Raw genomic sequence first — 14,519 nt, forward strand, 5'->3', positions numbered from 1 at the left:
CCTACCGTGGCGCCGAAGTGCGCGCGCCACGCGGTCGTGCTGGCTGGTGGTGAGGATGCGACCCCGCCGGAGCGAGGTGCCGTTTGTGCTTGGGCAGCGGCCGCTGGTTCCGCACGCGGATCTTCGTGGCCGTGACCGCACCGCCCTCTCCGGAGGTCTTCTCGCGGGGCGTCTGCAGCTCGCGCAGCCACATCGTCATGACGGCTCCGAGCGGACGCTCGTGACTGATCTTGGCGGTGATCATCCGGGTGATCAAGATCGTGATGACGAACGCCCACGCGGTGGAGAAGAAGCCGAACCCGAAGCCGAGCTGCCGCTCCACCGCCAGTACGACGAGGAACACCGGGATGCCGACGCCCCAGGCCACGTAGCGGGCCCGCCACGGGAACGTCGCCTTCGGCGGGCCGAGCCATACCGCGTCGACCCGGTAGACCTCGTCATCGGTTCGAATCCGCACGCGCGCTACCCCGCGCCGTCAGCTGGTGAACAAGCCGGCGATCCACTCGCCGACGTTGACGCCGAGCCCGCTCACGGCGAGGCCGACGATCGCGAGCGCGATCACCACACCGGCCAGGCGGCGCATGACGCCGGCGTTGTCGCCTTTGCCGCCACCGAGCCAGAGCAGCAGCAGCGCGACGGCGAGCAGGACCAGGGGGATGATGTTGTCGAGGAGCCACTGCTGGACTCCACGGGTCCTGATCTCGCCCTGCGCCAGCTGCTGCACAAGTGTCATCATGGTCATCGCGTACTCCCAGGTGCGAGGAGTGTGGGTGTCGGGTGGGTCGGCGCGGGGCAGGCCCACGAGGTCGGAAAGTCCGGTCCGGTCTGTCTAGCCCATCATGGCGTCACAAGCTGTGACGGTCAAAGCGCTCTCTGTCGAACGGCAGTCCATCCACACCAGGCACAGTACGGCCACTTCTCCTGAACTCGTCGCCCTCCATCATCGTGGCAAGACCGCTCAGGGTTAACCCCCTGCACCCGGATTTCCTAGTGTGGGTAGGGACTCACCCACAGGCGCAGTCACGCTTCACTCTGGGTGCGCGGTATCGCTCCTCGATGGCGCGGACAACAGTGTGGCATGCCCCGATCGGCCGCATGGCACGTACCCGGGCGTGACGACTTCTCCGGGCGAGTCGATCATCCGATTCGGCGATCGCGCTCACGCAGCGCCCAGGTGGACCCGTTTTGCCCTCACGATCCGTGATCGGTACGCACTTTCGGGTGGACTCAGGTGTAAGCGCTCACTGCCGGGGGCGCCGCGGTGGGACGCGGTGGTCCGGAGGGCGCGGTGAACAGCGGGTGATCGGGATCTGAACCGAGGTGGCGGACAGTTGGGCAGCGCTTTCCGGCGGCGCGGCGGTGACGGAGGGCGAGCGCGAACGCTTGCTTCCTCACGGAAGGTGAGATTTCAGGGCGGCGGATCGTCGGCGAGCGGTGGCTCGAACCAGGGTCAGGCGCTGTCGCCATCCGGGCAGCGCTGGCGCAACGCCCTGCTGCGGCAGGGCCATTGCCCCAGGGCGGACCCGGGGCCGACTCCAGGGTTCGAGGGGGCCGGCCACTGTGCGCACCCCGGGAAGGTGTCGTGCGGGCGTAGCGCCGGCTCCCGCAGTCACGTGGACGCGCGTTGGGCAGGCCTCAGCGAGGGCAGCCGCGGCCGAGACCGGGCTCAGGCCCGCGCCGTCGCGAAGATTCCGTCCGGGAAGGCTCCGTGGGCGACGGCGTGCCGCGCGAGTTCGCGGGCCAGCTCGTGCAGCCGGGCGGCCTTCTCGGCGCCCAGGTGGCGCCACGGGGCCGTCGCGGAGGCGTTCGTCTGCTCTTCGAGGCTCTGCCGCAGCACGGTGCCCTCCGAGGTGAGCCGGCCGTCGGCGTCCAGCAGGCCCTGCTCGCGCAGCTCCTCGACCCCCGCGGCCCACTGCTCGTCGGACCAGCCGCGCGTCGCCTTCGCCACCGGCTCCACGAAGCCCTTCCCCGTCGCCGTGTAGGTGATCAGCGCGGCCAGCCCGCTCAGCCCGTGCCCGACCAGCGCCGCGATGTGCCCGTCGCCGCGGTACTCCCGCAGCAGCGTCGCCGCGTGCCAGAGGACCAGGTGCGGCTCCGACGGCCACTCCAGCTCCGCGTGCCCGGCGTACAACGGGCGCCCCTCCGGGCTCAACACCGACGCCGCCGAGCGCGCCAGCTCCGCCGCCTCCGCGAGCCGCGGCGAGGTGATCAGCTCCTCGCCCAGCACGCGGCGCAACCCGCCGTCGGCCGCGGCCAGCCGAGCCGCCAAGATCTCCGCCGGCGCGGCGAGCGTCCACGCCCGCGGGATGTGCCTGGCGACCAGCTCCGGGTTGAAGTTGTAGAAGGTGGCGGCGACGACGCCCGGGCCGACCGGGCCCATCGGCGCGGCCCGGCTCGCGAAGTAGCACATCCGGCCCGGCCGCAGCCCGGCCGCGGTCAGCGCCTGCTCCGCCTCGGGCGCGAAGTAGACGAACGAGTGCAGCGGTTCGAGCACCCGGTGGCACCGGAACGCGACGTCGCGGGCTTCTGCGTGATCCACGAGCCCGACCGTAGGCCACCGGCGGGCCGGCGGGAAAGGGGCGGACGAGTTGGCCTGTAAGCCGGATCCTGTTCCGCGGCCGGAACCGCGGCGGCGGCCATCCATCTAGGCCTGCCGTTGCCGGCAGGCTCGAGCGGCCTACCCGCAGGCATCGGACGGGCCGCCCTCGATCGCCTGCGCAGGCGCCTCGCGGCGCCCTCTTGGCCTTGCTCCGGGTGGGGTTTACCTAGCCACCCCGGTCACCCGGGGTGCTGGTGGTCTCTTACACCACCGTTTCACCCTTACCCCGGCGGTGAAGCCGGGGCGGTCTGTTTTCTGTGGCACTGTCCCGCGGGTCGCCCCGGGTTGCGGTTAGCAACCACCCTGCCCTGCGGAGTCCGGACTTTCCTCGAGGGAGTGACCCCTCGCGACCGCCCGGCCAACTCGTCCGCCCACTCAGGGTAACCGTTCCCACGCCGTGGACGTCGGTTGCCCCTCCCCCTGCCCGCCGCTTTACTCGGAATCAGATCGCGCGGCCGTCGACGCACAATTCCCGAAACCATTTCTGTGGAGCCTTCATGCCCGCACCACTCAAATTCGCCTATTGGGTGCCCAACGTCAGTGGCGGACTGGTCACCAGCCGCATCGAACAACGCACCGACTGGGGTTACGACTACAACCGAGAACTCGCCGTGCTCGCCGAGAACAACGGATTCGAGTACGCACTGACCCAGGTCCGCTACACCGCCAGCTACGGCGCCGCCTACCAGCACGAGTCCACCGGGTTCAGCCTGGCGCTGCTGCTCGCGACCCAGCGTCTCAAGGTCATCGCGGCCGTCCACCCCGGACTGTGGCACCCCGGGGTGCTGGCGAAGTTCGTGGCCAGCGCGGACGTCCTGTCCGGCGGCCGGGCCGCGGTCAACGTGGTCAGCGGCTGGTTCAAGGACGAGTTCACCGGACTCGGCGAGCCGTGGCTGGAACACGACGAACGCTACCGGCGGTCCGAGGAGTTCATCCGCGTCCTCAAGGAACTGTGGACCAACGACGCGGCGGAGTTCCGCGGCGACTTCTACCGAATCCACGACTTCGACATCAAACCCAAACCGCTGTCCACACCGGACCGGCCGCACCCGGAGGTGTTCCAGGGCGGCAACTCGACCGCGGCGCGCAAGCTGGCCGGCCGCGTGTCCGACTGGTACTTCAGCAACGGCAAGGACTTCGACGGCTTCAGCGAGCAGGTCGCCGAGGTCCGCGGGTACGCCGCGGAGCACGACCACCACGTCCGCTTCGGGCTCAACGGGTTCGTGATCGCCAGGGACACCGAGGCCGAGGCGCGGGACGTGCTGCGGGAGATCGTGGACAAGGCCGACGTCCAGGCCGTCGAGGGCTTCCGGTCCGCGGTCCAGCAGGCCGGACGGTCGACATCGGACAAGAAGGGCATGTGGGCGGACTCCGAATTCGCCGACCTGGTCCAGTACAACGACGGGTTCCGCACCGGACTCATCGGCACGCCGGAGCAGATCGCGCGCCGGGCGGTGGAGTACAAGCGGCGCGGGGCGGACCTGCTGCTGCTCGGTTTCCTGCACTACCACGAGGACGTCGAGTACTTCGGCCGCGAAGTGCTGCCCATCATCCGTGAGCTCGAAAAGGAGCTCGACGCCACCGCCGCCACCCCCGAACCCGTAGGGAGCTTCTCGTGACCGACTGGATCACCCGCGCCCGCGAGGTCGCCGCCCAGCTGGCGGTCGACGCCGTCGAGCGCGACCGGGCCAACGAGACGCCCTACGCCGAAGTCCAGCTGCTCAAGGACAACGGCCTGGTCACCCTGCTCGGGCCCGCCGAGCACGGCGGCGGCGGGCAGACCTGGGAGACCGCCTACCGCGTGATCCGGGAGATCGCCAAGGCGGACGGCTCGATCGGCCAGCTGCTCGGCTACCACTACCTGTGGGCGTGGGCGGCGCGCCTGGTCGGCACCGACGCGCAGATCGCCGCGGTCGAGGAGCTGTACACGAAGAACAACTTCTTCTTCGGCGGCGCGGTCAACCCGCGCGACTCGGACCTGAAGATCACGCAGGACGGCGACGAGCTCGTCTATCACGGGCACAAGTCGTTCTCCACCGGCAGCAAGGTGTCGGACCTGACCGTGCTGGAGGGCGTCCTGGAAGGGACCGACGAGCACGTCTTCGCGATCGTGCCGTCGAAACAGCCGGGAATCGTGTTCCACGACGACTGGGACAACATCGGCCAGCGGCTCACCGAATCGGGCAGCGTGACCATTTCCGACGTGCGCGTGCCGTGGTCGGATGCCGCCGGATACGTGGACCGGAAATTCCAGCCGCTCGTCTACAACACGCTGAACGTGCCGACGATCCAGCTGGTGTTCACCAATTTCTACCTCGGCATCGCGCAGGGGGCGCTGGAGTCGGCGCTCGCCTACACGCGGGAGCGGACGCGCGCCTGGCCCTACGGCGGGGACGACAAGGCCGCCGCCACCGAGGAGTGGTACGTGCTGGAGGGCTACGGCGACCTGCAGGCCAAGCTGTGGGCGGCGGAAGCACTGGTGGACCGGGCCGGCGCGGCGATCTCGCCGCTCCTGCACGCGCCGCGGGAGGAGCTGACGCCCGAGGCGCGCGGCGAGGTGGCGGTGCTGATCGCCGCGGCCAAGCAGCGGATCGTCGACACCGGGCTGGAGATCGGCACGAAGATCTTCGAGCTGACCGGCGCGCGGGCGAGCGCCACGAAGTACGGGCTGGACCGGTTCTGGCGGAACCTGCGCACCCACTCGCTGCACGACCCGCTGCCGTACAAGCGGCGGGAGGTCGGCGACTACGCGCTGAACGACCGGCTCCCCGAGCCGACCTGGTACACGTAGCCACCTGTTGCCGGAAGGCCACCCCCGCAGCGCTCGGGCGCGGGGGTGGCCTTCACCCGTGAGCGGGGCAGCTAGCGTTGGGGACGTGGTCGCGGCGGTCGGGAGTCTCGGGGCGCTCGCTGCCGTTCTCGGGTTCGCCATGGCGCGCCCGCGCGGCCTGCCGGAGGCGCTGGTCGCCGTGCCCGCCGCGCTCGTCGTGCTCGCCGTCGGGCTGGTCTCGCCCGGTGAAGCGCTGGCGCAGGTCACCGCGATGGCGCCGACGCTCGGGTTCCTCGCGGCGATCCTCGTGCTGGCCGACCTCGCCGACCGCGAGGGCGTGTTCCGGTGGCTCGGCGCCCGGCTGGCCACTGCCTCCCACGGCCGGCCGCGACGGCTGCTGGCGTTGACCTTCGCGGCGGCCGCGGGCACGACCGCGGTGCTGAGCCTCGACGCGACCGTCGTCCTGCTGACGCCGGTCGTCCTGGCCACCACGCGGACGCTCGACTTGCCGCCCAAGCCGCACGTCTACGCGTGCGCGCACCTGGCCAACTCGGCGTCCACGCTGCTGCCCGTCTCGAACCTGACCAACCTGCTGGCCTTCGCGGCGTCCGGGCTGACCTTCACCGGGTTCGCCGCGCTGATGGCCTTGCCGTGGCTGGTCACCGTCGCGGTCGAGCTGGCGGTCTTCGGGTGGTTCTTCCGGCGCGACCTGGCCGGGTTCGCGAAGCCGCCCGCCGTGGACCGGGCCGCGCCGGTCTTCGCGCTGGTCGTCATCGGGCTGACGCTCGCCGGGTTCGGGGTGGGGCCGCTCATCGGGCTCGCGCCGGGGTGGGTGGCCGCGATCGCCGCCGCCGTGCTGGCCGTGCGGGCGCTCGCGCGGCGCGAGACCAGCCCGCGGCAGCTGGTGGTGGCGGCGAACCCGCTGCTCAGCCTGTTCGTGCTCGGGCTGGCGATCGTCGTGCAGGCGGTGTCGGACCACCTGCTCGGTGGCCCGCTGCGGGCGTTGCTGCCGGACACGGCCAGCCTGCCCGGGTTGCTGCTGGCGGCCTTCGTGGCGGCCGCGCTGGCCAACCTGGTCAACAACCTCCCGGCGACGCTGATCCTGCTGGCGGCGCTCGGCCCGCACCCGGCACCCGGGGTGCTGCTCGCCGTGCTGCTGGGCGTGAACATCGGGCCGAACGCCACGTACCTCGGCTCGCTCGCGACGCTGCTGTGGCGCCGCGTCCTCGGCCGGGACGCCCCACCGCTCGGCGAGTTCACGCGACTCGGGCTGGCAACGGTGCCAGTGAGCCTCGCGGCGGCGACCGTCGCGCTGTGGCTGGTGCTCTAGGCACGAGAGCGAAATCGCCGCCCCCATCGTCAGTAGCGCACCGTGCCGGCGGCCAGCGGTGGGTACACCCTCGAGGGCTCTCCGTCGACCGTGGTGCCGGCGAACTGGAGCATCGCCCGCTGCTCGCCGTGCATCGCGGCCGGGTAGGCCAGCTCCGGGGCCGACACCTCGTCCAGGGTGCGCACGTGCTCCGGCGGCAAGGTGACCTCGTCGAGGTTGTCCTCCAGGTGCCCGAGGCGCCGGGCGCCCAGGATCGGCACCACTCCCCGCGCCCGCAGCCATGCCAGCGACACCGCTGCGGACGTCGTGCCCAGTTCCTCGGCGATCGCGGCGACCGCCTCGATCACCGCGTAGTCGGACTCGGCGGGACCGCCGACGAACGCCGCCCGGGCGGAATCGGCCGGTGCGGCGCCGCGGCGGTACTTGCCGGACAGGAAACCGTTCTTCAGCGGGCTCCACGCGACCAGCCCGAGGCCCTGGTCGGCGGCCAGCGGCGCGATCTCGCCCTCGACCGTGCGCGCCAGCAACGAGTACTCGACCTGCAGCGCGATCAACGGCGTCCAGCCGCGCAGCAGCGCCGTGGTCTGCGCCTGCGCGGTGACCCAGGCAGGCGTGTTGGAGAAGCCGATGTAGCGGACCTTGCCGGCCCGGACCAGGTCGTCGAGGGCCCGCAGCGTCTCCTCGACCGGGGTGCTGCGGTCCCAGTTGTGCAGCCAGTACAGGTCCACGTGATCGGTGCGCAGGCGGCGCAGCGACTCGTCGAGCTGGGCGATGACCGACCGCCGTCCGGCACCGCCGCCGTTCGGGTCGCCGGGGTGCATGTTGGTGAAGAACTTGGTCGCCAGCACCACGCGGTCGCGGCGTCCCGGATGGGCGGCGAACCAGTCGCCGAGGATCTTCTCGGAATGCCCGTTCGTGTAGAAGTTCGCGGTGTCCACGAAGTTCCCGCCGCGGTCGAGGTAGGTCGCCAGGATCTTCTCCGACTCCTCGACGCCGCACCCGGCGCCGCCGGGATCGTCGCCGAAGGTCATCGCGCCGAGGGCGTACGGGCTGACCCGCAGGCCGGATCGGCCCAGGGTGACGTAGTGGTCGAGCGGCATGGGAGGTGCTCCTCGTGTCGGTCCGGATGGTCCTCCCATCGAAGCCCGCGCGAGGTGTTTCAAGGTAGACCGATCCGCGCTGCCTCTTGCACGATCCTCTCGGCTCCGCCCGGATCGGGCTTGTGCTTCCTCGGCCCCGGGTGGTTCCGTCGAGAGGTGCTCAACGAGATCCGCGACCTCATCGCGGCCCACGCCCGCCCGGACCTGCGGACGCCGGTCGACGGCCTGCTGCTGTCCCGGGTGGACGACACCGAGCCGGAGCACTCGCTCACCGAACCGCTGCTGGTGCTGATGGCCCAGGGCGGCAAACGGCTGCTGCTCGGCGACCGGGTGTTCGAGTACCGGGCGGGCCAGTTCCTCCTGGTCACCGCCGCGCTGCCGGTCACCGGCCGGTTCCTGGCGGCGCCGTCGCTGGGTGCCGGACTGGTGCTGCGGCCGTCCGCGATCGCGCCGCTGCTGCTGGAGGCGCCCGCCCCGCGCACCCCGGCCGGCCCCGCCATCGCCACCGGGGACGCCGACGCCGACCTGCTCGACGCCGTGACCCGGCTGCTGCGGCTGCTCGACCGGCCCGCCGACGTGCCCGTGCTCGCCCCGCTCATCGAGCGGGAGATCCTCTGGCGCCTGCTCACCGGCCCGTGCGGGGCGACGCTGCGCCAGATCGGCCTTGCCGACAGCAGCCTGAGCCTGGTCGGCCGCGCCATCGCCCGGATCAGGGAGAACTACGCCGAGCCGATCAGGATCGCGGAGCTCGCGCGGCTGTGCGGGCTGAGCGCATCGGCGTTCCACCGGCACTTCCGCGCGGTCACCGCGATGAGCCCGCTGCAGTTCCAGAAGCGGATCCGGCTGCAGGAGGCGCGGTCACTGCTGCTGGCCCGGCCCGACGACGTCGCCGGTGTCGGGCACCTCGTCGGCTACGACAGCCCGTCGCAGTTCAGCCGGGAATACCGCCGCCTGTTCGGCGCGCCACCCGGCCGGGACGCCGCGCGTCTGCGGGCCTCGGCGCCCGCCTTGCCGTGAGAATCAGGCCAAGTGCGAGATGTCGTTGACCAGGCGCACCGACGCGTTGCCGTCCGGGTAGAACTCCACGATCGACAGCGACGCCAGGTCCAGGTGCAGCCGGAACAGCAGCGACGGGCCGGCGTCCAGGCCGAGCCGCAGCAGGGACTTGATCGGGGTGACGTGGCTGACCACGATGATCGTCCGGCCGGCGTGGCTCTCGACCAGCTCGTCCCGCGTGCGGCGGACCCGCTGGTGCACCGCGTCGAAGCTCTCCCCGCCCGGCGCGGGCACCGACGGGTCGCGCAGCCAGCGGCCGTGCAGCTCGGGATCGCGCTGGGCGGCCTCCGTGAAGGTCAGCCCCTCCCACTCGCCGAAGTCGGTCTCCAGCAGGCCGGGGTGGGTCTCCACCCGGGCGCCGAGCGCGTCGGCGACCGACTGGGCCGTCTGCTTCGCCCTGGTCAGCGGGGACGCCACGATCGCGGTGTCCGTGCCGAGGTCGGACAACGCGGCGAGGCGCTTGGCGGCCGCGGCGGCCTGCTGCAGGCCGTGCTCGGTCAGCGGCACGTCGCCGCGTCCCGAGTACCGGCGGTCGACCGACATCGCGGTCTGCCCGTGCCGCAGCAGCATCATCCGCGTCGGTGTGCCCTGCGCGCCGGTCCACTTCTGCGGCGTCGTGCGCTCCGGGCCCGCGCCCTTGCCCGCCTGGGTGTCCATCGCCTCGTTGGCGAGCCGGTCGGCGTGCGCGTTCTCGGCGCGCGGGATCCACTCGTAGCGCACCGCCGCGAAGCCGGCGGCCAGCTCGCGCGCCTGCTCGGCGAGCGGCTTCAGCGCCTCGTGCTTGATCTTCCAGCGGCCGGACATCTGCTCGACCACCAGCTTCGAGTCCATCCGGACGTCGACCTCGGTGGCGCCCGCCTCGGCCGCCGCCCGGAGCCCGGCGATCAGGCCCGAGTACTCGGCGAAGTTGTTCGTCGCCACCCCGAGCCCCTCCTGGCGCTCGGCCAGGACCGCGCCCGTCTCGGCGTCGCGCACGACCGCCCCGTACCCGGCCGGCCCGGGGTTGCCCCGCGAACCGCCGTCGGCCTCGACGACCACCCTCACAGGCCCGACTCCACCGTCCGCACCAGGATCGCGCCGCAGTTCTCGCACTGCACGACCTCGTCCTCGGCCGCCGCCTTGAGCTCGGACACCGTGTTGCGGTCGAACTCCATGTTGCAGGCCAGGCACTTGCGCGCCCGCACCAGCGCGGCGCCGATGCCCTTGTGCGCGCGGACCCGCTCGTACAGCTTCAGCAGCCCCTCCGGGAACCGCGGCACCAGCTTCGCGCGGTCCTCCTCGCGGCGGGCCTTCGTGGTGTCCAGGTCCTTGAGCGTCTCGTCGCGGCGGCCCTCGACGTCGGCCAGCGCCTGCTCGGTCTTGTCGACCTCGGCCCCGGTGCGCTGCACGTCCAGGCCGAGCGCTTCGCGGCGCTCCATCAGCTCCAGCAGGTCGTCCTCGAGCGCGCTCTGGCGCCGGGCCAGTGTCTCCAGCTCGTGCTGCAGGTCCGCGACCTGCTTGGCGGGCAGGGTGCCGCCGTCGATCAGCTTGCGGTCGCGGTCCTCGCGGGCGCGGACGGACTCGATCTCCTTCTCCTGGCGGGCGATCTCGCGGTCCAGGTCGGAGGCGGCGGTCTCGTGCCGGATCGCCGTGTCGCGCAGCTCGCGCAGGGTCTTCTGGATGCCCTCGATCTCGGCGAGCTCAGGCATGGTCCGGCGGCGGTGCTCGACCCGGGACAGCTCGGCATCCACTTTCGCGAGCTCGAGCAGCTGACGCTGGACGGCTGGCTCTGCCTTCACTGGTACTCCCTCGGATTACGCACGGATGGTCCACGGATCGGTTCGGCGCGCGGACACGTGAACGTTGACGTTACCCGCAAAGGCGTCCCGCAGGACGGCCGAGGCTTGACCGCACCACGGCCACTCGCTGGCCCAATGGGTCAGGCCGACCAGTGCGGGCGCGTCCGCGCCGGTTTCCAGGTGCTCGCCGGCGGGGTGGTGCCGCAGGTCGGCGGTGACGTAGGCGTCCACGCCGGCCGCGGTCGCGGCGCCGAGGAAGCTGTCCCCGGCCCCGCCGGACACCGCCACCGTCCTAATCAGACGGTCCGGGTCGCCCGCCCCGAGCACGCCCGGCTCAGTGGCGGGCAGGGCGCCGGCCACCCGGCGCACGAACGCGGCGAACGGCTCCGGCTCGGGCAGCTCGCCGATGCGGCCGAGGCCGGTGGAGCCGTCCGGGTGCGGGTCGAGCGGGCGGAGCACCCGCAGCCCGATGGCCTCGGCGAGCGCGTCGGACACCCCGGGGTTCGCGGAGTCGGCGTTCGTGTGCGCGCAGTAAAGGGCGATGCCGGCGCGGATGAGGCGGTGCACCAGCGCGCCCTTCGGGGTGTCGGCAGGCACGCCGTGCACGCCGCGCAGCAGCAGCGGGTGGTGCGCGACGACCAGCTGGACCCCGGTCTCGATGGCCTCGTCGATGGTGGCCGCGACCGGGTCGACGCAGATCAGGACGTCGGTGACCGGCTCGGCGGGGTCGCCGCAGACCAGGCCGACCGCGTCCCAGCTCTCCGCGAGCGCGGGCGGGTAGGCGTCCTCCAGTGCGGCGATCACTTCGGCGAGGGCGGGCATGGGGGGATCTTCGCATGCGGCGTGGGGCAGACTGCGGGGTGTGACCGAGCCGAGCCTGCACATCTGCTTCGTCTGAGCCAGGCGTCAAGATAACATATTTGGGTGACGCACAAGGTCGGGATCTACTGCCGCATCAGCCGGGACCGCATTGGTGCTGGTCTGGGGGTTGAGCGGCAGGAGGAAGACTGCCGCGAGCTGGCCGAACGGCTGGGCGGGGACGTGGTCGACGTGTACGTGGACAACGACATCAGCGCCTATAGCGGCAAGCGGCGGCCAAACTACGAGCGCCTGTTGGCCGACGTCGAAGCTGGACGGGTGACGGCCGTTGTGGCGTGGCACACGGACCGCCTCCACCGGGCACCGATGGAGCTGGAGCGGTACATCACGGCCTGCGAGCCGAGGAACGTGCCGACCTACACCGTCAAGGCCGGTGAGCTGGACCTCACGACCGCCGCCGGGCGCATGACAGCCCGCATCACCGGCGCTGTCGCGCGTCACGAGAGCGAGCAGAAGAGCGAGCGGCTGGCCCGGCAGCGGCGCCAAGCGATGGAGCAAGGCCGCTGGATCGGCGGACGGCGCCCGTTCGGCTTCGAGGACGACGGGATGACCGTGCGCGCGGTGGAGGCGGACGCCCTGCGTAGCGCGGCCCGCCGGGTCCTCGCGGGTGACACCGTCCGATCGATCTTCCGCGAATGGAACGCCGCTGGCCTCACGACGGTGACGGGCCAGCCGTGGACGGGGTCATCTTTGCGAGAGGTGCTACTCCGGCCACGGAACACCGCCAAGGTCGGCAAGCTTCGTCGGCCATATGGCGATGTCGGCGCGGCCCTGGACAAGATGCCGGACGCCCAGTGGCCCGCGATCCTGGACCGGGAGCTGTACCGGGCGCTGGCACAGAAGCTGGTGGACCCGGCCCGGACCGCCCACAGGGGCGTCTCTCGGCGCCTGGTGGGGTCCTGGCTGTACCGGTGCGAGTGCGGACAGCCGTTACGCTCGGGCGGCCTCAGCAGCACTGGGAAGCCGCGCTACATGTGCTCGGAGATGCACCTGGTGCGGACCGCGCAACCCCTAGATGAGCTGGTGCTGGGCATGACGGCCGCAATCCTCGACCGCGAGGGGACGGCCCTGCTCGCCCCGGCCGTCGACCTCACCCCGCACCGAGAGCGACTGGCCGTGCTCCGCGCGAAGAGCGAAGAGCTGGCGAGCCTCTACGCCGACCCTGACGGGGGTATGACCATCGAACAGTTCCAGGTGGCAAACAAGCGCCTCCAGGGGGGCATCAAGCACCTGGAAACTGAGATCGCGCGCCACACGGCCGGTGATGCGCTCGCCGGTGTCGCGGACGCCGCTAGACCCGGAGAGACGTTCCTGGGCCTGGACATCGACCGGCAACGCGCCATCATCGACTGCCTGATGACGGTGACGGTTAAGCGGATCGGCCGGGGGCGGCCACAGAACACATTCGACCCTGGCTCCGTGGTCATGACTCCGAAGCGGTAGCCACCCCCGGCATCCGTCACGCGGTGATCGGGGCCTGGGCCTCGCCGGTCGGCGCGAGGTTCTGGAACACCACGCGCAGGGACTCCACACCGACGAACGCGGCGGCCTCGAACGTCTCCACGAACGTCTGGAACCGGTTCCGGGCGTTCAGCTCGCTGTCCCGCACCACGCCGAGATCCAGGCGCCCACCGTCGAGGTACAGCCAGTCGCCAGTCCGGAACAAAGCCGTGTCCACCGACGTCGGCCACGCGGGGAGGGGCTGGCCGGCAAGCGCGGCGGGGAACGTCTGCGCGGGGATGGTCAGGGCGCCCACGGTCTGCTGGGGCAGGCCGTCCAGGTGCCACACCGGCGTGACGTGCCGGACCGCGAACCACCGCTCGATCTCCGCATCGGCCTCCGCGAGGGCCTGCGCGGTGTCGGCACTGGCCTGCTGGCGGACGATATCGGCACGGATCTCATCCCGCAGCCACACGGGCGCGATCCACGTCAGCGGCGGCTGGACCGCCAGACGGCGGCGACTGCGGTAGTAGCTCACGGCCTGATCGAGACCGGCCAGAATGTCCCGCGCCGCGCCCAGCCGCTTCGGGACGGTCACCAGCGTGGACCCGGCCAGGATGTCAGCCAGCAGTTCGTTCTCGGCGACGCGGGCAGCCGCGATCAGGCTGGTCTCCACCGCAGCCTGGGCGTACTCCCGGTCGAACCGGGCCATGAAGTTCGCCAACTCCAGCACGGAGTAGATCGCGCGCACCGCCACCGTCTCCACGGGCGGGCAGTCGAACTGCTGGACGGTCTTGCGCGCGCCGTCGGGTGCGTCGGCGGCCACGTCGTCGTCAACGGTCCACACGCCAGCCGTCAGGCTGCTGGCATCGATCGCGCGGCGGAACTCGATACCACCGTGCTCAGCCTGGAACCGGTTCAGCGCGTCCCTGACGGGCCGATCGGCCACGCCCACCACCGGAATGTCGTAGATCGTCTCCAGGGGCGCACAGAGGCCACCAGCGGCCGTCAGCGCGTCCAGGGAGCGCGTCGCGTCGATCCTCGGCATGATGCCTGCGGAGGGCACGCTGGTCTGGAGCATCCGCGCTTCCGGATAGGTGGTGTTCACCCGCATCAGCACATTTCTGCTCGGCGCCGGGGCGCCAGACATCCCTGTTGCCGTGCGCTGGAGGGCGTCCGCCACGTGTTCCACGAGGGCGTCCTGGGTCTTGACGGCGCCCTGGCCGGGGATGATCACCTCCGCGCGGATGGGCGTCTGGGCGGCCTCCAGGTGTGCCTTCTGGGCGAGCACCTCCTGTTTGGTGGCCGCCAACTGCTCCAGCGTCCGCACGGCCTCCTCGGTGTACTGCCCTCGGTACTTAGCCGCCGATCGAGCGAGGTTTGCCAGCACCTCGTCAGCCTGCTTGATAGTCGTCACCCGCATTGGGTGTGCCTCCTTGGTAGGGGTTCCGTGGACTCCCCAGCCGGGCTAGGCCTCCGGCGCTGTGTCTGTCCGTTCGAGGTGAGCCGGGCTAGGCCCTGCGCGCACGCACCCACTGTCGGCCCTACGCGCGATGGACGCGACCAG

13 protein-coding genes and 1 other RNA gene are annotated in these 14,519 nt (G+C 71.5%); 5 read left to right on the forward strand and 9 right to left on the reverse strand.

The window, feature by feature from the left end; all coding sequences use genetic code 11:
* Position 1 precedes the first annotated feature (1 nt).
* The 4 genes from L2C96_RS22560 to rnpB form a co-directional block, all read right to left on the reverse strand.
* Positions 2–457 (reverse strand): hypothetical protein, encoded by a 456-nt coding sequence (locus L2C96_RS22560; RefSeq protein ID WP_020419723.1) that lies wholly within the window; start codon positions 455–457, stop codon positions 2–4.
* 18 nt (positions 458–475) lie between these two features.
* Complete coding sequence (locus L2C96_RS22565; RefSeq protein WP_017987022.1) at positions 476–742, reverse strand: hypothetical protein; 267 nt, start codon at positions 740–742, stop codon at positions 476–478.
* 924 nt (positions 743–1,666) lie between these two features.
* Complete coding sequence (locus tag L2C96_RS22570) at positions 1,667–2,539, reverse strand: SCO6745 family protein (RefSeq protein WP_237337644.1); 873 nt, start codon at positions 2,537–2,539, stop codon at positions 1,667–1,669.
* A gap of 41 nt (positions 2,540–2,580) precedes the next feature.
* An RNA gene (gene rnpB / locus L2C96_RS22575) (RNase P RNA component class A) lies at positions 2,581–2,965 on the reverse strand.
* Positions 2,966–3,096: 131 nt separating this feature from the next.
* Between rnpB and sfnG the strand changes: the two genes are divergently transcribed.
* The 3 genes from sfnG (at position 3,097) to L2C96_RS22590 (ending at position 6,699) form a co-directional block, all read left to right on the forward strand.
* Positions 3,097–4,218, forward strand: a complete 1,122-nt coding sequence (sfnG, locus tag L2C96_RS22580; RefSeq protein WP_020419726.1) for a dimethylsulfone monooxygenase SfnG — start codon at positions 3,097–3,099, stop codon at positions 4,216–4,218.
* On the forward strand, positions 4,215–5,390 hold the full coding sequence (locus tag L2C96_RS22585) for an acyl-CoA dehydrogenase family protein (RefSeq protein ID WP_237337645.1): 1,176 nt from the start codon (positions 4,215–4,217) through the stop codon (positions 5,388–5,390). The genes sfnG and L2C96_RS22585 overlap by 4 nt, the downstream gene beginning before the upstream one ends.
* 139 nt (positions 5,391–5,529) lie before the next feature.
* Positions 5,530–6,699 carry an SLC13 family permease gene (locus L2C96_RS22590; RefSeq protein ID WP_237337698.1) on the forward strand — a complete coding sequence of 390 codons (1,170 nt, stop codon included), beginning with the start codon at positions 5,530–5,532 and terminating at the stop codon, positions 6,697–6,699.
* A 29-nt stretch (positions 6,700–6,728) separates the two neighbouring features.
* Here L2C96_RS22590 and L2C96_RS22595 read toward each other — a convergent pair whose 3' ends face one another.
* Positions 6,729–7,799 (reverse strand): aldo/keto reductase, encoded by a 1,071-nt coding sequence (locus L2C96_RS22595; protein WP_237337646.1) that lies wholly within the window; start codon positions 7,797–7,799, stop codon positions 6,729–6,731.
* Positions 7,800–7,955: 156 nt separating this feature from the next.
* Between L2C96_RS22595 and L2C96_RS22600 the strand changes: the two genes are divergently transcribed.
* Entirely contained in the window at positions 7,956–8,816 is an 861-nt protein-coding gene (locus L2C96_RS22600) for an AraC family transcriptional regulator (RefSeq protein ID WP_237337647.1), read from the forward strand.
* A gap of 3 nt (positions 8,817–8,819) precedes the next feature.
* Here L2C96_RS22600 and L2C96_RS22605 read toward each other — a convergent pair whose 3' ends face one another.
* The 3 genes from L2C96_RS22605 to L2C96_RS22615 are packed head-to-tail and all read right to left on the reverse strand — an operon-like array spanning position 8,820 to position 11,455.
* Positions 8,820–9,893: a bifunctional RNase H/acid phosphatase gene (locus tag L2C96_RS22605; RefSeq protein WP_237337699.1), complete on the reverse strand. Its 1,074-nt coding sequence runs from the start codon at positions 9,891–9,893 to the stop codon at positions 8,820–8,822.
* A 2-nt stretch (positions 9,894–9,895) separates the two neighbouring features.
* Positions 9,896–10,633, reverse strand: a complete 738-nt coding sequence (locus L2C96_RS22610; RefSeq protein WP_020419732.1) for a zinc ribbon domain-containing protein — start codon at positions 10,631–10,633, stop codon at positions 9,896–9,898.
* A gap of 15 nt (positions 10,634–10,648) precedes the next feature.
* Positions 10,649–11,455 (reverse strand): Nif3-like dinuclear metal center hexameric protein, encoded by an 807-nt coding sequence (locus L2C96_RS22615; RefSeq protein WP_020419733.1) that lies wholly within the window; start codon positions 11,453–11,455, stop codon positions 10,649–10,651.
* 102 nt (positions 11,456–11,557) lie between these two features.
* On the opposite strand from L2C96_RS22615, the gene L2C96_RS45140 reads away from it, so the two are divergent.
* Complete coding sequence (locus L2C96_RS45140) at positions 11,558–12,955, forward strand: recombinase family protein (protein WP_237337648.1); 1,398 nt, start codon at positions 11,558–11,560, stop codon at positions 12,953–12,955.
* Positions 12,956–12,971: 16 nt separating this feature from the next.
* Here the strand turns inward: L2C96_RS45140 and L2C96_RS22625 are convergent, their stop codons facing one another.
* Positions 12,972–14,375 carry a major capsid protein gene (locus tag L2C96_RS22625; RefSeq protein ID WP_237337649.1) on the reverse strand — a complete coding sequence of 468 codons (1,404 nt, stop codon included), beginning with the start codon at positions 14,373–14,375 and terminating at the stop codon, positions 12,972–12,974.
* Positions 14,376–14,519 lie beyond the last annotated feature (144 nt).

Origin of the sequence: Amycolatopsis tucumanensis, assembly GCF_021654135.1 — a bacterium.
GTDB lineage: Bacteria > Actinomycetota > Actinomycetes > Mycobacteriales > Pseudonocardiaceae > Amycolatopsis_E > Amycolatopsis_E tucumanensis.

Excerpts from the sequence above, each read along its gene's own strand:
- L2C96_RS22595 (WP_237337646.1), bottom strand. The coding sequence starts at position 7,799 with ATGCCGCTCGACCACTACGTCACCCTGGGCCGATCCGGCCTGCGGGTC.
- L2C96_RS22615 (WP_020419733.1), bottom strand. The coding sequence starts at position 11,455 with ATGCCCGCCCTCGCCGAAGTGATCGCCGCACTGGAGGACGCCTACCCG.
- L2C96_RS22565 (WP_017987022.1), bottom strand. The coding sequence starts at position 742 with ATGACCATGATGACACTTGTGCAGCAGCTGGCGCAGGGCGAGATCAGG.
- L2C96_RS22625 (WP_237337649.1), bottom strand. The coding sequence starts at position 14,375 with ATGCGGGTGACGACTATCAAGCAGGCTGACGAGGTGCTGGCAAACCTC.
- L2C96_RS22590 (WP_237337698.1), top strand. The coding sequence starts at position 5,530 with ATGGCGCGCCCGCGCGGCCTGCCGGAGGCGCTGGTCGCCGTGCCCGCC.
- sfnG (WP_020419726.1), top strand. The coding sequence starts at position 3,097 with ATGCCCGCACCACTCAAATTCGCCTATTGGGTGCCCAACGTCAGTGGC.